We start from the raw sequence: 15,862 nt of genomic DNA on the forward strand, positions 1-15,862 counted from the left end.
TAGGGAACAGATGATAGGGGTTTTTGACAGTAAGAGAGCGACAGGCCCCGATGGTGTGGGGCCTTTTGCTGTGAGCGGGTGACGTCGCTGGGCTCATCGTCCAGGGTGAGGGTGTGGGCTGCAAGACCGGTTCAGGCTGCTTTCGTCTCGTTGCGTTTCGCGGTCACGAAGGAACCGACGGCGCTGCGCTCGATTGCCAGGCGGTTGCGGATGCGGCAGCGAATCTTGATGGGTGTCTCTTCGCTGGTTCCTTGCATCGTCAGGTGGACTTGACGCGACTCTGCATTGCTCGATCCGTGCCAGAGCATGAAGCTCATGAGGATGAGAAAGAGTAAGGTCTGGTAGGCGAGGCCACCGGAGGTGTCGAGGACGACGTCTGCGAAGGTGCCGGTGCGGTTGGGCAGGAAAGTCTGGTGGATCTCGTCAGCGCTGGCGACGAAGAGCGTGGCGCCGAGAGCCATGGCGTGGGCGAGGAAGCGAGATCTAAGCGGATTGCGCATGCGGATGGTGGAGTTCTGCAGTGTCATCCAGAAGCCGCGGAAGCAGATGACCGAGAGCAGGCCGTAGCCGTTGAAGTGGCCTACTTTGCGCAGGATGTGGTGGGTGAAGGTCCAGCCCGGCCCCGCGGATGCACCGGTGACCCATTCCCATGCGTGACGGAGGGGGCCATTGGTGTGGTCGGTGCCGAAACTGGCAGTGGATTCGACGGCAAAGACGCAGGCGAAGAGCAGGGCAGGAACCCAAGCCTGGAGGAAAATTGACCGGCGCGATTGCGCCGGCTGATATGCGTTGGACAGGAAGAAAGGAGTCGAGGACATTGGTATGAGTTTCTCCTTGGCAGCTGGTCCCGGTGGGTTAAGAAGGTAATAGACCGGTTCCATCCGTTATGTGTTACTTCGGCTACATCGCTGGCATTCTTTACGCCAAATCCTAAGTATTTCTAATTCAATGACTTAAATCATTTGAACGATCCAATAATCTGCGTAAATTTACATACTGTTGGATGTTTCTGACAAAGCTACCCGACTGGCAAGGGTGAAGCGATATTCCTCGCCTAGAACTTTCACATCTCACGGAGGCACCTTGGGCTTTGGGATTGCAACGTCCGGGGAGTGGCGACCTCGGAAGCTGGCACGATAATCGCAGTCCGGCCGCGGTATGCGGAGAATTTTCGCTGTATTGGTCCCGCTTGTGAAGACTCCTGTTGTATTGGCTGGTCGGTCTATTTCGATGAGGCGTCGTGGGATCGGTATCAGGCGATGGCGCCGGGGCCGCTGCGCACGCTGGTGGACACCAGCGTGGTTCGGCTTGAGCCTGAGGCGCAGACACCGGGGTGGTTTGCGCGTGTTCTGATGCCGCCGGAGAAACGCTGCCCGTTCCTGAATCGGGAGAAGCTGTGCCAGATCCAGGTGGAACATGGGGAGACGTATCTGTCCGCGACCTGCGCGACGTATCCGCGCATTCGGCATGTGATCGATGGGGTGGAAGAGCGATCTCTTTCCTTGTCCTGTCCTGAGGCTGCGCGGCTGGTTCTCCTGGCGCCGCAGCTGGCGGGGGATTTCGCGGAAACAGCGGCGGAAGAGGGCGATGTTGTGCGGACGGACGCGCCTTTGCTGGCGCATTTCTGGGCCATTCGCATCTTTGTGCTGGAATTGCTGACGAACCGCGCCTATGCGCTCTGGCAGCGGCTCTTTTTGCTTGGTCTGTTCACGCGGCGGATGGATGCTTTCGCGCGAGAGGGCGCGCGTGTGGGGTTCGTCGCGATATTGGGGGATTTCCGTGCTGCGGTTGGGTCCGGCGAGCTCCGGCCGGCAATGGATGCCATTCCGGCGAACGTGCCGCTGCAGCTGGAGATGGTGCTGCGGCTGGCGAGTCTGCAACTGCCGCGCTCGCATGTGGGTGAGCGGTTCCAGCAGACGGCGCGGTGGTTTGCGCAGGGAATCGGGTGCGGTCTCGAAGCGACCCCGAATACCACCCTGGCAGAGTTGAGCGGCCGGTACGCCGAAGCGCATGACGTCTATTACGCGCCGTTTTTTGCGAAACATGGCACGATGCTTGAGAACCTCTTGATCAATGCGGTTTTCCGCTCGCTCTTTCCCTTTGGCCACAGATCTGGCCACATGCAGGCCGCGCCGGAGATGGCGCGCGAGTTCTCGCTGCTGGCGACGCAGTTCGCGCTCCACAAGGGGTTGCTGATCGGTGTAGCGGGATACCATGGCGCGGCTTTTGGAGCGGAACATGTTGTGATGACAGTGCAGGCGGCTTCCAAGCACTTTGAGCATCATCCGCAGTTTCTTGAGGAGGCGCATGCGCTCCTGGTCAGGAATGGACTGGATGATGTGCGTGGGCTCACCATGCTGTTGCGGAATTGAGAGTTTACCGCCGACAGCTTAACAGCAGATTCCCTTCGGGAATGACAACAAGAAAAGCAACGGCAAAACCGGAGTGTTCGCTTCGCTCAGAATGCGAACGGTAGTGTCGTGGGTGTCTATCCTCCAAAACATGATTTACCGCATTGCGGAACTTGTACCGGAATGTGAGTTGCCGATTGTGCCGTCCGTCATGCACATTGAGAGTGGGAGTTCTTGCCGAATTCTCGCGCCGGGTGCTGGTTGAGCGGGTGTCCGGTTCGGGTCTCCGGGTGTGTTGTTCAAGACACAGATTTAGGCTCCGACGCTTCTACAATCTGATCGATTGAGGGTATACGGATTATGGCGACCAAGGTGAAAGAGCCGGTTTCGGCTCCTGTGGCATCGGCGAACGGATCAACGAATGGTTCTCCGCTGATCAGCAATGACAAGCTGCGCCAGCTTTACGCAACCATGCTGAAGTGCCGCACGCTCGAAGAGCGGTGCCGTGTGCTGTTCAAGCAGAGCAAATTCACCGGCAACTACTATGCGGCGGTAGGTCAGGAAGCGGCCTCCGTGGGCACGGCCATTGACCTGCGCGACGAAGATACGATCGGGCCTTCGCATCGTGACTTTATCTCGGGATTTATCAAGGGCGCGCCGCTCGATAAGATGTTCTGCCACTTATATGCGCGTGCTAACTCGCCGGACAAGGGCCGTTCTTCGCCGGCTCACTTTGGGTATCAGCCTCTGAATGTGATTACTCCGGCTTCGACGATTGCCGCGCAGTTGAATATTGCTACGGGTGTTGCGCTGGCCAATAAGATGAAAAAAAACGATAACATCGCTGTTGCTTATTCGGGCGATGGATCGACTTCGCTTGGCTTCTGGCATGAGGCGTTGAACTTTGCCGGGGTGCATGATCTGCCGATCGTTTTCGTTTGCCAGAACAATCTGTGGGCGGAGTCGGTCAATCTGCAGTTCCAGACGAAGGTTCCAGACATCAGCGTGAAGGCAGCGGCATATGGCTTCCCTGGCATTACGGTGGACGGTAATGACGTGGTTGCTGTGTATCGCGTGGCGCAGGAAGCGATTGCGCGCGCTCGCCGTGGGCAGGGACCGACGCTGATCGAATGCAAGACGTATCGCTGGTATGGGCACTCGGAGATCGATCCGGCCAAGTATCGCGATCCTGAGGAAGTGGAGCGTTGGAAGGCGAAGGATCCGATTGCCGGGATGGAACGGTATCTGACGGGCAAGGGTCTGTTTACGGCGGAGTGGAAGCAGGAGATCGTGGACAGCTTCAACAAGGAGCTGGATGCTGCGATTGAGATTGCGGATAAGTCGGCTTTGCCTGAGGGTGTTGAGGCACTGGATCACGTTTATTCGTTTGATATTCGTGATCGGGCGTTGAACCCGAAGACTTACTCGCCGACTTACTAACTTCTGCAACGCAGGCTTCCCGTGGGTAGGGCAGCAATAGCAAGATCAGAAGCAGATTCCCTTCGGGAATGACAACAAGAAAAGCAAGAGCAACGGCGGAATTGCAGCCAAGTCAGGATTGGTCGAGTTATGGCATTAGTGACATATATCAGCGCGATTACCGAAGCGCTGCGCGAAGAGATGCTTCGCGACGAGAAGGTCTTCATTATTGGCGAGGATGTGGGCGTTGAAGGCGGCGTATTCAAGGCGACCAAGGGGCTTTACGAAGAGTTTGGTGCGGACCGCGTGATCGACTCGCCTCTTGCTGAGGGCGTGATTGTTTCTGCTGCGATTGGCGCGGCTCTTGCTGGTCTGCGGCCGGTGCCAGAGATTCAGTTCTCCGACTTCATCACGCCGGCGATGGATGCGCTTACGCAGCAGGCTGCGAAGCTGCGCTATCGCTCGGGTGGTTCGCAGACGTGCCCGTTGACGCTGCGCGTTTGCTACGGTGGCGGCGTGGGTGGTGGCCTGTATCACTCGCAGACCAACACGACCTGGTTTGCGCATGAGCCTGGCCTGATTGTCGTTGCTCCGGGGACCGTTGCTGATGCCAAAGGCATGCTGAAGGCGGCGATTCGCCAGGACGATCCGGTCATCTACTTCGAGCACAAGAAGCTGTATCGCTCGATCAAGGAAGACCTTCCCGATGGCGATGATTTCGTCACGGACCTTTTCAAGGCAGCCGTTCGGCGTCCTGGGACTGACCTCACGCTGGTGACTTACGGCTGGACGTTGCAGCTTTCGTTGCAGGCGGCGGAGAAGATTCATGCGGAGACGGGCGCGGAAGTCGAAGTTGTGGATCTGCGTATCCTGAACCCGCTGGACAAAGATACGTTCCTTGAGTCGCTGGCCAAGACGGGCCGTTTGCTGATCGTGCATGAGGATCACCGGACGCTTGGCATCGGCGCTGAGATCGCGGCGATTGCAGCGGAGCAGGCGTTTGACTGCCTGGACGCACCGATTGTTCGCCTGACTGCTCCGGATGTTCCAGCGATTCCGTTCTCGGCCCCGCTGGAGAAGTTCTATCTTCCCTCGGTGGACAAGATCGTGGAAGCGGCAACGAAACTTCTCAACTACTAGCGGCATTTGTGTATCGAAGAGTACGCCCTTCCTTCGGGGAGGGCGTTGTTTCGTTGACCCTGCTTAGGGCGCTTCAGTAGAGTTGAGGGTATGAGTATGCTTCGCCGTCGGACCCGCACTGGTGTTCTCATCAGTGCTTTGTTTTCCTCTGCAATGATCCTGTTGCTGAGTGGAGTGCCGGGCAATGCTGAAGCTCCAGCGGAACCGGTAGCACCTGTTGCTGCCACGGGCGGCATGCCGCGCGATTTCCGGGTGGCAGCGCCTTGCGAGACGGCGCAGTTGGGTTCGCCTTATATCCCAGTGGATAGCTGGATGTATGACTCGCTTACGCGGCTCTACTCTCTAGGCTATCTGGATACGGCATTTCTGGGACAGCGGCCGTGGACTCGGTCGGCCGTGATCCACATGCTGGAGGATACGGCGGCATTGCTTGAGGACGCTCCGGATATTGCTGCGACGGACCAAGCGCAGGAACTCTACGACAAGCTGTGGCATGAGTTGAACATTGATGCGGAGGGGCCGTGCCGTGCGCATCGTGGGCAGGTTCGTTTTGAGTCGGCTTACACGGTTGCTCGGGGAATCACGGGCACGCCGCTTCATGACAGCTGGCATCTGGGCGAGACGGTGACGAACGACTATGGCCGGCCGATAGAGAATGGCTTCAACAGTTACTCCGGCGTGAGTGGTTATGCGACGGCTGGGATATTTTCGCTGTATGCGCGGACTGAGTTTCAGTATGCTCCGTCGGCAACCGGATATTCGCAGGGATTGTTCGATCTGCTTTCAACGAACGATGGGATACCGGTGGCGACCAATCCTCGACAGGATACGATTCCGCTTGGGCCGATTGGTTCGATGACCAATGGCCGCGTGGTGGAAGGCTATGTCGCGGCCCAGGTGTTCAATCATCAGTTCTCGTTTGGTAAGAGCGATGCGTGGTGGGGTCCCGCGAAGGGCGGAGCTTACGCATATTCGAACAATGCCGAGAATATTTATTCGTTCCGCATCGATCGCGTGGAGCCGCTTCGTGTGCCGCTGTTGTCGCGGGTGACTGGGCCTTTCCGGTACCAGTTCATGGTGGGTTCGCTGAAGGGACACACGTTCTTTAACGAACCGTGGGTGCATGCGGAGAAGATCAGCCTGAAACCTACGCCGAATCTCGAGATCGGCTTTGAGCGCACCGACATCTGGGGCGGCAAAGGCCATGTGCCGATCACCATTCATTCGTTCCTGAAGAGCTTTTTCAGCTTCCAGAATGTGACGGCCGCAGAGAAGCTTTCGCGCAATGATCCAGGGGCGCGGTTCGGAGCGTTTGACGTGAATTACAGGCTTCCGTTTGTGCGGGACTGGCTGACGTTCTTTGTGGATTCCGATGCCCATGACGACGTCTCGCCGATCTCGGCTCCTCGCCGGGCGGCGTTCCGAACTGGGCTATATCTTTCGCATGTGCCGGCGATACCGAAGCTCGATCTTCGCGTTGAAGCGGCCATGGATGATCAGTCGACTTCCCGCAGTGTTAGAGGCAATTTCACCTATTACGAGGCGCAGCAGCCGCAGGGTTATACCAACAAGGGCCAGATCTTTGGTGATTGGATGGGACGCGAGGCCAAGGGCGGGCAGGCATGGCTGACCTATCACCTCAGCGGCAACGAACTGATCCAGGTGAGCTATCGCGGGCAAAAGGCGGCCAAGGATTTCATCCCCGGCGGCACCACGCTGAACGACATCAGCGCGCAGGTGGTGAAGCGGATTGGACCTGATTTTGAGGTGAAGGGCAACTTTACTTACGAGCAGTATCTGATCCCGATTTATCTCACCAATAAGCAGTCGGTAACTTCAACGACAGTGAAACTCACCTGGTATCCGACCCGCAAAGTCAGTTTCTAACTTTGCCAGTAAGTGACGATGGCCTGATGGCGTGCAGGTAGCGCTGTCAGGCCATTGTTATTCCTGCCGACTTGTAAATCTGCTGGATGTACTGCATGTCGCGCAGACCCTCTTCTCCGGGGGATTGGGGCGTTTGGCCGGTGAGGATGCAGTGCGAAAAGTGGTCTGCTTCGTTGACGAATTGTTGCGGAATCTTTTCGAGATTGGGCTGATCGAGTTGTACAAAGCGATCGGCTTCCTTCCCTGTGTCGCGCCAGTATTGTCCGGTCAGGTGGAGGCCTTCGTAGCTGAAGGCTTCGGTGACTTGCAGCCATCCTTTGGAGCCGTAGACGCGGTAGTAGCCCTGCATTTGCGCTCCGTAGCTGGTGCTGCAACTGGCGACGATGCCGGAGGGGAATTTCGTTGTCCAGACGAGGTCTTCCTCAACCGAGTTGGGGTGATTGAAGCGCGGATCCTGAGGATCATTGGTGGAGTAGGCAGAGAAGGCGGCGGGCTCTTCGCCGGTGAGGTAGCGGGTTGCGTTGAGGCAGTAGATGCCTACATCCATCAGCGGTCCACCACCTGCGAGGGGCATGCTGAGCCGCCACTCGTTGGCGCCGGCATTGAATCCGAAGGCGCTTTGAATGGAACGAACCTTGCCGAGCGCTCCGTCTCGAATTAGCTTGATCGCGGCGAGATTTGTGGTCTCGTAGTGACAGCGGTAGCCCATCATCAGCTTGACGTTTGCTGACTTGCATGCGGCGATCATGGCCTCTGCATCGACGACGGAGGTGGACATGGGTTTTTCGCAGAATACGTGCTTGCCGGCTTTCGCTGAACGGATGGTGTACTCGGCGTGCATGGAGTTGGGCAGGCATACATAGGTTGCATCGACGGCAGAGTTGTCGCGAAGCTTGTCCATGGTTTCGTAGGAGTAGATGGACGTGGCGGGGATGCCGTATTGCGCTGCGTATTTCTCCGCCTTTTCGCGATGGCCGCTGACGAGGGCGGTGATCTTCGAGTTAGGAGAAGCGTGGATGCCCTGCATGTGGAGATCGGCGATGCGACCCAGTCCGATGATGGCGTAGCCGACCTTCTTGCCGGAGGGCTGCGCGTATGCTGGCTGTATCAACTCGGCGGCGAGGCCCATGGCGGTGAGGTTGGTAAAGTCCCGGCGGGTCAGATGCATCGTTTTCACTCCAGGATGAGTCGAGGTTGGTCCGCTACGAATGCCTAGCGAGTATAGGTGCCCACGGTCGACTAGGGAAAGCGGGATTCCAGGCACGCGCCAGGGGCAATTGTTTCAGCCGGAGGCTTCAGTCCTGTTGCAACGAAGTTTCTAGGTGTTTCTGGCCAGGAATGCTGCGTATACGGCTGCCGAGGCACGAAATTTCGTCTGTTGTAGGTCGTTCAGTGCATGGCGAAAATCAATCAAGCCGAGTCTCGACGCACGTTCAAGAATTCCGAGCGTTCCTCGCTCTTCGAGGTTAAGTTTTTCCGCTTGGCGACGTCCTGCTGCTTCGTCCATCAGGACGGTGCCAATCCCCATTTCGAGAGCGAGTTGAATTGCTTCTCGTTCGCCCGGATCGAGCGACATGAGTTCCTGAAGAGCCACGGACGTCACGGAACATACGTCAATCCATCCGGGAAGATTGGCCACCCAGTTTCGAACTTTGTCTGAGGTTTTCGGATGCTGCAGTTCCTGTATGACGGCTTGGGGGAGTACCGCCTTTTCGAACAGTGCCGGCAGGAGGTCAATCAAATCGATGAGTATAAGGTAGTTGACTGGAGTGGTGTCTGCGACAACGATCATGCAACTCGTTCGAATCCTTCAGCATCCTTTTCGAGATCTTCGACGCTGTAGGAGTGTTCCCAGACCCCGTGAGCCTTCAGGAATCCGTCCAATTCTTCGCGGGTGTCCAAGCTTAAGAGGGTGCGTGTCTGGTATGCAGAAAGTGCCCCCGACCGGTACCCCTCAATGGCGAGCGCTTCCAGAGCTTCCCGAGCGGGATCGGGATGATGGGCAAGGTCGTCGGGCAGTTGGACGGTAATCTGCATGCATCGAAGGTATCAGATCGAAGGTAGCGGAGGGCAAGCGGACAATGCTGGCGCAGACAGATTCTGACGCGGAACGGGCTGGGGTACACTCAGGTTGATGCGCGTGTTTGGGATCGACTGCGGGACGGAAATTACTGGGTACGGGGTGGTCGAGTCCGACGAGGCGAGCCGCAATCCCCGGCTGGTCTGCTGTGCTTTCGGAGCGATCCGGCAGCCGAAGCAGAAGTCCATGGCCCAGAGGCTGAAGCTGGTCTACGACGAACTGCTGGCGGCGATAGAGTTGTGGCAGCCGGATGTTGTGGCCATTGAAGAGGTGTTTTACTCGGTGAATGCGAAATCGGCGCTCAAGCTGGGACAGGTACGGGGCGTGGCGCTGCTTGCCGCGGCTATGATGGACAAGCCGCTGGCAGAGTACGCGCCGCTTAAGATCAAGTCTTCGGTGGTGGGGTACGGTTTGGCCGGAAAGGAGCAGGTGCAGTTTATGGTGGCGCGGCTGCTGGAACTTCCCGAGCCGCCGGAGCCGCCCGATGCCGCTGACGCGCTTGCCGTCGCTATCTGTCATCTCCACACGGCCCAGACTCTGGCCCTCCAGGGAGTTCGGCGATGAAACCGGCTTCGAGACTCAGGGTTTTGGTACTGATACTTGGTGGAGTGGGGACCGCGCAGGCTCAGCAGCCCGCGACGGTCGATGTCGAATTCACGAACGCTAAATTGATTCCTCCGCATTGGCACCTGAGTTTGAATGCCGAGGGTAGCGGGCGGTTCGAAGCCGATGCCGGTGAGCCGACGCCTGGAGACAACCACGGCATTCTTGTCGGGGCGATCAACAGACCGATACAGCTCAGCCCTGCGTTCACGAGCCGTGTGTTCGCGGTGGCTCGCGCGCGAAAACTGTTTGCTTTTCCCTGCGAGAGCCACATGAAAGTGGCTCAGCAGGGAATCAAGCGGTTCAGCTATACGGGGCCTGAGGGCAGCGGTGCCTGTGAATACAATTATTCCAAGGACAAGGACATCCAGGCTCTGGGGGATTCGATGATCGCCGTTGAAACCACGCTGATTTACGGCGCGCGGCTGGAAAAGATGTTGCAGCACGACCGCCTGGGTCTGGACCTGGAGATTAGCAATCTGGCCAATGAAGCTCACCAGGGAACAGCTATCGAACTGGGTACAATTCGCGAGACTCTGGCCCGCCTTGCAGAGGACGATCAGGTTCTGGAGCGGGTCCGTAAGCGCGCGCGTCTATTATTAGCTGACACTCCTTGAGGGCAATTGCGCGCCACGGAAACGATTTTGGTGAGATTCGATTCCGCGTTGCGACTTTTGATTCGGGGTTGTGTCTCTATGGTGTTGGGCAGAGAATCGATACGCGGCTGTCGGCACGGGTTACGAGTCTTAAGTTGCGATCGGGTTTTTGCTTTGAACGGAGGAGAGTCTCTCCATGAAATTTCCTGGCTTTGGTCGCCTCTTTGCAACGCTGGCTGCGTCCGGCGTTCTTGCTCTCGGTTTGTTGCCTGCAATTGCGTCGCCGCGTGCTGACGACAATGCTCCCCCCGATGCTGCAGCGGCAGCTCCTGGTGGCCGTTCGGTTCGCCTGAGCAGCGTCGAAGGCGGAGTCCGCGTTGTTCTGGACGGCGAAGTGGTGGCCGATCCTGCGCTGGTGAATCAGCCGCTCTTTGAGGGGTCGCAGATCATCACAGCAAACGATGGACAGGCTGAGATCCAGCTGGAGGATGGCAGCATTGCCCGCCTTTCTCCAAACACCACCCTGACCTTTTCTGTGATGCAGGCGCAGGGGACCAGCACCAAGACAGAAATCGTGGTGAACGCTGGCCTGGCTTATTTTGAGCTGCAGCCAAGCAACGCCGATCATAGCCTCCGCGTGAACTATGGCCGCACCTCTTTTGCGGCGAGCAGCTTTACCGTGGCCCGCGTGCTTGCCGACCAGATGCCCGGCGAACTGGCTGTCTTTTCCGGCAACATCCATTTGGAGCGCGGCAACGCATTGCAACTCGATCTCCATGGCGGTGAGAGCCTGAATCTCAATGCCGCTGACGGCAATGGCTACGATATTGCGGAATCGATCGAACCGAACTCCTGGGACAGCTGGAACTCGGACCGGGATGAGCTTCTGAACGCCGAGTCGGCGGAGAAGACACAGGCTTCGGGCAATTTTGTAAACAACCAGGGCATGAGCGACCTCGACGCCAACGGCAGTTGGTACGATGTGCCCGGACAGGGTTATGTGTGGTCTCCCTATGATGCGCAGGCGGCAGGCGCTTCGTGGGATCCCTACGGATACGGCCACTGGGTCAACTATCCTCGCTACGGATATCTTTGGGTTTCCGGCTACGGCTGGGGTTATGCCCCGTACCGCTGCGGCCTTTGGAACTTCTATGACGGCTTCGGCTGGGGATGGGCGCCGGGTGGTGGATGCAATTCCTGGGGTTACGGTTATGGCTTCTACGGCGGTGGCGGCGGCTGGTATAACATCGGCAACCATCCTCACGGTTATCTTCCGCCGCGTCGTCCTACGCCGGGTCCAATTCACCCACGGCCCGGTCCGGGACCTCGGACTGGACTCCACGGTGGCGTAGGCGTGGTGGCAGTCGATCGCCGTCAGCCTGGGGTTGGGAATGTTGCCTCGGGCAGCCATGGTTCACAGCCGGTGGTGATTGGCGGGCATGTGGTCGAACCGCTCCGTCCTGTGGCTCCTGTGCGCACACCGTATGACCGGAACGGCTTTGCTACCCCCGGAGGCGCACGCAGCGGATATCAGCCGGTTTATCCCGGTTCGCGACCCGGAGTGGTTTCCGGATCGTCAGGATCGACTGGAGGGGCGCGGCCAGGGAACATGCAGCCCGGCTACCCGCAGCAGGGTGGCCGTCCGACGAACCAGCCTTCGTATCGGCCGCAGCCTTCGAGGCCGGCGCCCGCACCTGCTCCCCGTCCGTCATCGGGTGGTGGTGGAGGTGGAGCACCCCATCCGTCGGGTGGCGGCGGTGGAGGAAGCCATCCATCCGGTTCGCCGCACAAGTAGCTTCAAGTCTAAGGTGTAGAACGGAGCGCCGGTCCTTTTCCATGGGATCCGGCGCTCGTTTTACTTCCTCGGGAGGGCGCGCCAGAGGGCTGCGAACTGCGCGAGGGACAGCGTCTCGGCGCGAGCCTGCGGGGGAATCGCCGCTGCTTCGAGTGCCGCAGCAATTTCAGTGGAGGGAACGCCTGCCGCGCGCAGGTTGTTGGAGAGCGTCTTCCGCTTCTGGGCAAAGCATTGCTTGAGGAGGGTAATGAAGGGCTTCTCATCTGCGGCCTGATCAAGGCCCAGTTCGGGGAAGCGGGGCGCGAAGGTCCAGCGGAAGACTGTTGAATGGACTTCAGGCGGGGGATTGAAGGCTTCTGGCGGTAGGGTGAATAGGGATTCGGTGCGGCCGTAGAGTTGGAGAGTCACGGTGAGCAGGCCATATTCACGCGAACCGGGCGCGGCGGTTACGCGGTCGGCGACTTCGCGCTGGACCATCAAGACAGCGCGGTCGAGAGCGGCCGAATGTGCGGCGAGGTGGAGCAGGATGGGGGACGTGATGTAGTAGGGCAGGTTCCCGACAACAATCAGTTTTTTCCCCGCATCCTGAGCCAGCGCGGTGAAGTCGAACTGTAAGACATCCTGCCGGGTCACCGTGACTGAGGGGAAGCCTTTTTCCGGGAGAAAGCGTTCCTGGATGTTCCAGGCCAGTTCGCGGTCTACTTCGATGGCTACGAGGGCTTTTGCTTTGGGCGCGAGGTGGTCGGTAATGGCACCTTTGCCGGGGCCGATTTCGACTACTGTACTCTCGGTGATGTCGCCGAGTGCATGAGCGATGCGCTGGATGGCGGCAGAGTCACGAAGGAAATTTTGTCCCAGCTTTGGTTTAGCGGCCATGGATGTTCCTGATGTCCTTTGCGTGGGAGAAGCCGGGTTGCCGGGCGTAGTAGACTTGGCGGGTTGGGTCGCCGATTCGGTGGGATGGGCGGCCAGGGAGAATCGCCTTATGCATATTGTATTTGCTGCTTCGGAGTGTGTGCCCTTTGCCAAGACGGGCGGCCTGGCCGACGTTGTGGGAGCACTGCCGCCGGAGTTGGTCAAGCTGGGACATCAGGTCACGGTTTACCTTCCGCTGTATCAGTCTGTCCGCCCGTTCTTGCCTGCTGAGCTTACTTTCGCGATCCGCTCTCTTACGATCCCGTTCGAGTTTTACAACCGCTTTGCCGGCATTGTGGATGGCGGTCTGCGGGAGGGTGTGCAGTATTACTTTGTGGATTGCCCGGAGCTTTTTGACCGCGACGGCTTCTATGGGCCGAAGAACGGTGCCGGCGACTGGCCGGACAACGCAGAGCGCTTCGGGCTCTACTGTCGCGCGGTGATTGAGGCAACCAAGCAGCTGGGTGTGCCGGAGGTTTTCCACGTGCACGACTGGCAGGCGGCGATGATTCCGATCTACCTGCGGACGGTCTACTACTTCGATCCGGTGCTGCGTGCGGTGGGGACGGTGCTCACGATTCACAATGCCGGGTACCAGGGGTGGTTTCCGCCGAAGACTGTGCCGCAACTGCTGTTGCCCTGGGATATCTTCACGTTCGAGAAGGTGGAGCAGAATGACACTTTCAATTGGCTCAAGGGTGGGCTGAACTACTCGGACTACCTGACGACGGTGAGTCCTACCTACGCTGAGGAGATTCAGACCGCTGAATTTGGCGCGGGACTGGACGACATTTTGCGCAAGAGGCACTGGGATCTGCGTGGCATTCTCAACGGCGTGGACTATACCGCCTGGGATCCGGCGCATGATGGAAAGCTGGCGGCGCATTATTCGGCGGACAATCTGGAAGGGAAGGCGGAGTGCCGCAAGGATCTGCTGCATGCCTTCGGCTTCGACAACGTTCCGGATGAGACGCCGGTGCTGGGGATTGTGTCGCGGTTTGCCACGCAGAAGGGCTTCGATATTCTGGCCCGGATTGCCGACCAACTGATCGAGCGCAATGTCATCGTGATCGCGCTTGGAACGGGCGAGCGTCTCTACGAGGACTTCTTCCGCAGCTGGGCGGCCCGCCGTCCAGACAAGGTTTCCGTGCAGATTCGCTATGACGATGCACTTGCGCACAAGATCGAGGCTGGCGCGGATATCTTCCTGATGCCTTCGCGCTACGAGCCATGCGGTTTGAATCAGATTTATTCGCTCAAATACGGGACGATTCCGGTTGTTCGGGCGACGGGTGGGCTTGAGGACACGATTGAAGAGTGGAATGCCGACAATCGGACCGGGACTGGGTTCAAGTTTTCTGGGTATCACTCGGGGGCTTTTCTGTGGGCGATTGATCGGGCACTTTGGGTCTTCGCCAACGACAAGGACGGCTGGCAGACCCTGATGCGGAACGGGATGGGTAAGGACTACTCCTGGCAGCACCCGGCACGCGACTATGTTGGGGTCTACGAAGAAGTGCTGCGGAGACGAGGATGATGGCTTTGGGCAAACCTTTGGCATTGGGACTGGAGCTGCGGCGAGTCATCCTGTTTACGGATGATCTTGAAGGGATGCTGCGGTTTTACGGGGAGGTTTTGGGTCTGCCGGAGTTAGGCAGGGAACAGGGCTGGGTCGATTTCGACGCTGGTGCGTGCCGGATCGCGCTGCACAAGGGGAAGTCCGAGGTGGGGTCGAAGCCGCCGAAGCTTGCCTTTTACGCGGCAGATGTGACGGCGGCGCGGCAGCTGCTGATCGAGCGCGGCGTCAAAATGGGCAAGCTGCTCGACGCCGGGGCGTTCCAAATGTGCAACTTCAAAGATCCGGACGGGAACTCGCTCCAGATATCCGGGCGGGCGTAATCTGACGATAAATTTCGTCATTTATACATTGTGAAAATTTAGGATTTTGTATACTATGATTCGCGAGGCGCTTAAAGCACACCTTGCGCAAAGATTTGCTGTTCGTCATGCAGGGGGATATGGAATGGCAACGTCTTTATTGCCAATTGAACAGTCAGTCGACATTTCGTGTGCGGTTGAAGTTTTTCTGGTTACTGCTCTTCTGCATCGCGAGAATCCCCAAAGATCGGAGTTTACGATTCAGGAGATCATGAATCGGGTTGAGGCGGAGAACTTATACGGAAGGCTACGCCCTGGAATTCACGTGCACGTTTCGCAGCACTGTGTTGCCAACAAGATTCCAAATCCTGCGAAACACCGCATGTTATTTGCAACAGGTAAGCACACGCGGCGCCTGGTCCTCCCTGGCGATATTGCGTATGAAGGACGGACGGGGAGGATCTTCCCTGAAGCGGATGAAGTTCCGGTGCCATACCTTCCGGTACTTGAGTGGGCAAGAGAACGATTTGAGCAACGTTTGAATGCACCGGATTTTTGGGCCGAGGATGCGACTGAGCGGGTGCGGCAATTTCGATCGGACTCGCTCCTGGCTTCCGGCTATGCTCGAACGGGCGAAATACCGTCTGAACCAGCAACATGGCTGGAAGATTTACTCAGCTTGCGCCTGGCCGGGGTTCACCTGGCTGACGGGACCGATCCGGATGAGCAAGTTCGTCAGTTGCGGGAGGGGTGGGAGTGACGAAAGTCTTTCTCGACACCAATATTCTGATTTATTTCTTCGAAGACACTGGTCACAGGGGAGCGAGAGCGATGCAGATTGTTTCTGCGCTCTCCCTGCGGAAGGATTTCCTGATCGTCTCAACACTGGTATTGGGTGAAATGCTGGTCAAGCCTCTGAGGGTAGGCGACCATGTCCTGGCGGACAGATATCGGCGATTTGTGCGCGGACCGGGAGTCAAATTGCTCGGCTTCAACGAGCAGGCATCGGAACGATTCGCTCTGATTCGGCAGGACCGGCAGATCAAACCTCCCGATGCTGTGCATCTCGCGACCGCAGCGGTTGAAGGCTGCGATTTGTTTATTACGAATGATGATCGATTGAACCAGAAGATCGTCCCAGGGATAAAATTCATCGTTTCGATGGACCGTGCGCCTCTTTAGGAACAGACTGGCTGTC

16 protein-coding genes are annotated in these 15,862 nt (G+C 58.1%); 11 read left to right on the plus strand and 5 right to left on the minus strand.

What is annotated here, in order from left to right:
* Positions 1-131: 131 nt before the first annotated feature.
* Positions 132-818, minus strand: coding sequence for a VanZ family protein (locus AC5S27_RS09955; protein WP_493934416.1), 687 nt, complete (start codon positions 816-818; stop codon positions 132-134).
* A 294-nt stretch (positions 819-1,112) separates the two neighbouring features.
* Between AC5S27_RS09955 and fliB the strand changes: the two genes are divergently transcribed.
* From fliB to AC5S27_RS09975, 4 genes are all read left to right on the plus strand, one after another.
* A complete protein-coding gene (gene fliB, locus AC5S27_RS09960; RefSeq protein ID WP_493934417.1) occupies positions 1,113-2,372 on the plus strand; it encodes a flagellin lysine-N-methylase in 1,260 nt (419 codons plus the stop codon).
* Between the two features lie 339 nt (positions 2,373-2,711).
* The gene (locus tag AC5S27_RS09965) at positions 2,712-3,791 is read left to right on the plus strand and encodes a thiamine pyrophosphate-dependent dehydrogenase E1 component subunit alpha (RefSeq protein WP_493934418.1); all 1,080 of its coding nucleotides are present in this window, start codon (positions 2,712-2,714) and stop codon (positions 3,789-3,791) included.
* Positions 3,792-3,920: 129 nt separating this feature from the next.
* Positions 3,921-4,910, plus strand: a complete 990-nt coding sequence (locus tag AC5S27_RS09970) for an alpha-ketoacid dehydrogenase subunit beta (RefSeq protein ID WP_493934419.1) — start codon at positions 3,921-3,923, stop codon at positions 4,908-4,910.
* Positions 4,911-5,006: 96 nt separating this feature from the next.
* Complete coding sequence (locus AC5S27_RS09975; RefSeq protein WP_493934420.1) at positions 5,007-6,797, plus strand: capsule assembly Wzi family protein; 1,791 nt, start codon at positions 5,007-5,009, stop codon at positions 6,795-6,797.
* A 46-nt stretch (positions 6,798-6,843) separates the two neighbouring features.
* Here the strand turns inward: AC5S27_RS09975 and AC5S27_RS09980 are convergent, their stop codons facing one another.
* The 3 genes from AC5S27_RS09980 to AC5S27_RS09990 all read right to left on the minus strand — a co-directional run bounded on the left by AC5S27_RS09980 (position 6,844) and on the right by AC5S27_RS09990 (position 8,834).
* On the minus strand, positions 6,844-7,965 hold the full coding sequence (locus tag AC5S27_RS09980; protein ID WP_493934421.1) for a Gfo/Idh/MocA family protein: 1,122 nt from the start codon (positions 7,963-7,965) through the stop codon (positions 6,844-6,846).
* A gap of 150 nt (positions 7,966-8,115) precedes the next feature.
* Positions 8,116-8,589, minus strand: a complete 474-nt coding sequence (locus tag AC5S27_RS09985) for a PIN domain-containing protein (protein ID WP_493934422.1) — start codon at positions 8,587-8,589, stop codon at positions 8,116-8,118.
* A complete protein-coding gene (locus AC5S27_RS09990; protein ID WP_493934423.1) occupies positions 8,586-8,834 on the minus strand; it encodes a UPF0175 family protein in 249 nt (82 codons plus the stop codon). Before AC5S27_RS09990 ends, AC5S27_RS09985 begins: the two co-directional genes overlap by 4 nt.
* Before the next feature lie 97 nt (positions 8,835-8,931).
* Between AC5S27_RS09990 and ruvC the strand changes: the two genes are divergently transcribed.
* From ruvC to AC5S27_RS10005, 3 genes are all read left to right on the plus strand, one after another.
* On the plus strand, positions 8,932-9,441 hold the full coding sequence (gene ruvC / locus AC5S27_RS09995; protein WP_493934424.1) for a crossover junction endodeoxyribonuclease RuvC: 510 nt from the start codon (positions 8,932-8,934) through the stop codon (positions 9,439-9,441).
* Positions 9,438-10,097 carry a hypothetical protein gene (locus AC5S27_RS10000; protein ID WP_493934425.1) on the plus strand — a complete coding sequence of 220 codons (660 nt, stop codon included), beginning with the start codon at positions 9,438-9,440 and terminating at the stop codon, positions 10,095-10,097. Before ruvC ends, AC5S27_RS10000 begins: the two co-directional genes overlap by 4 nt.
* A 175-nt stretch (positions 10,098-10,272) precedes the next feature.
* The gene (locus AC5S27_RS10005) at positions 10,273-11,871 is read left to right on the plus strand and encodes a DUF6600 domain-containing protein (RefSeq protein WP_493934426.1); all 1,599 of its coding nucleotides are present in this window, start codon (positions 10,273-10,275) and stop codon (positions 11,869-11,871) included.
* A 60-nt stretch (positions 11,872-11,931) separates the two neighbouring features.
* Here the strand turns inward: AC5S27_RS10005 and rsmA are convergent, their stop codons facing one another.
* Positions 11,932-12,747: a 16S rRNA (adenine(1518)-N(6)/adenine(1519)-N(6))-dimethyltransferase RsmA gene (rsmA, locus tag AC5S27_RS10010; protein ID WP_493934427.1), complete on the minus strand. Its 816-nt coding sequence runs from the start codon at positions 12,745-12,747 to the stop codon at positions 11,932-11,934.
* Positions 12,748-12,856: 109 nt separating this feature from the next.
* Between rsmA and glgA the strand changes: the two genes are divergently transcribed.
* From glgA to AC5S27_RS10030, 4 genes are read left to right on the plus strand one after another with little or no spacing between them, the layout of a single operon-like run.
* Positions 12,857-14,323 (plus strand): glycogen synthase GlgA, encoded by a 1,467-nt coding sequence (gene glgA / locus AC5S27_RS10015; RefSeq protein ID WP_493934428.1) that lies wholly within the window; start codon positions 12,857-12,859, stop codon positions 14,321-14,323.
* Entirely contained in the window at positions 14,320-14,685 is a 366-nt protein-coding gene (locus AC5S27_RS10020) for a VOC family protein (protein WP_493934429.1), read from the plus strand. The genes glgA and AC5S27_RS10020 overlap by 4 nt, the downstream gene beginning before the upstream one ends.
* A gap of 55 nt (positions 14,686-14,740) precedes the next feature.
* On the plus strand, positions 14,741-15,424 hold the full coding sequence (locus AC5S27_RS10025; protein WP_493934430.1) for a hypothetical protein: 684 nt from the start codon (positions 14,741-14,743) through the stop codon (positions 15,422-15,424).
* Complete coding sequence (locus AC5S27_RS10030; protein WP_493934431.1) at positions 15,421-15,846, plus strand: type II toxin-antitoxin system VapC family toxin; 426 nt, start codon at positions 15,421-15,423, stop codon at positions 15,844-15,846. Before AC5S27_RS10025 ends, AC5S27_RS10030 begins: the two co-directional genes overlap by 4 nt.
* Positions 15,847-15,862 lie beyond the last annotated feature (16 nt).

The organism is Acidicapsa borealis (assembly GCF_059115245.1).

What these genes read in the sequence shown, in the direction of transcription:
- AC5S27_RS10025 (WP_493934430.1), top strand. Translation starts at nt 14,741, where the DNA reads ATGATTCGCGAGGCGCTTAAAGCACACCTTGCGCAAAGATTTGCTGTT.
- AC5S27_RS09970 (WP_493934419.1), top strand. Translation starts at nt 3,921, where the DNA reads ATGGCATTAGTGACATATATCAGCGCGATTACCGAAGCGCTGCGCGAA.
- AC5S27_RS10005 (WP_493934426.1), top strand. Translation starts at nt 10,273, where the DNA reads ATGAAATTTCCTGGCTTTGGTCGCCTCTTTGCAACGCTGGCTGCGTCC.
- AC5S27_RS09955 (WP_493934416.1), bottom strand. Translation starts at nt 818, where the DNA reads ATGTCCTCGACTCCTTTCTTCCTGTCCAACGCATATCAGCCGGCGCAA.
- AC5S27_RS09965 (WP_493934418.1), top strand. Translation starts at nt 2,712, where the DNA reads ATGGCGACCAAGGTGAAAGAGCCGGTTTCGGCTCCTGTGGCATCGGCG.
- AC5S27_RS09980 (WP_493934421.1), bottom strand. Translation starts at nt 7,965, where the DNA reads ATGCATCTGACCCGCCGGGACTTTACCAACCTCACCGCCATGGGCCTC.
- ruvC (WP_493934424.1), top strand. Translation starts at nt 8,932, where the DNA reads ATGCGCGTGTTTGGGATCGACTGCGGGACGGAAATTACTGGGTACGGG.
- AC5S27_RS09985 (WP_493934422.1), bottom strand. Translation starts at nt 8,589, where the DNA reads ATGATCGTTGTCGCAGACACCACTCCAGTCAACTACCTTATACTCATC.
- AC5S27_RS10020 (WP_493934429.1), top strand. Translation starts at nt 14,320, where the DNA reads ATGATGGCTTTGGGCAAACCTTTGGCATTGGGACTGGAGCTGCGGCGA.
- glgA (WP_493934428.1), top strand. Translation starts at nt 12,857, where the DNA reads ATGCATATTGTATTTGCTGCTTCGGAGTGTGTGCCCTTTGCCAAGACG.
- AC5S27_RS10000 (WP_493934425.1), top strand. Translation starts at nt 9,438, where the DNA reads ATGAAACCGGCTTCGAGACTCAGGGTTTTGGTACTGATACTTGGTGGA.
- rsmA (WP_493934427.1), bottom strand. Translation starts at nt 12,747, where the DNA reads ATGGCCGCTAAACCAAAGCTGGGACAAAATTTCCTTCGTGACTCTGCC.
- AC5S27_RS09975 (WP_493934420.1), top strand. Translation starts at nt 5,007, where the DNA reads ATGCTTCGCCGTCGGACCCGCACTGGTGTTCTCATCAGTGCTTTGTTT.
- AC5S27_RS09990 (WP_493934423.1), bottom strand. Translation starts at nt 8,834, where the DNA reads ATGCAGATTACCGTCCAACTGCCCGACGACCTTGCCCATCATCCCGAT.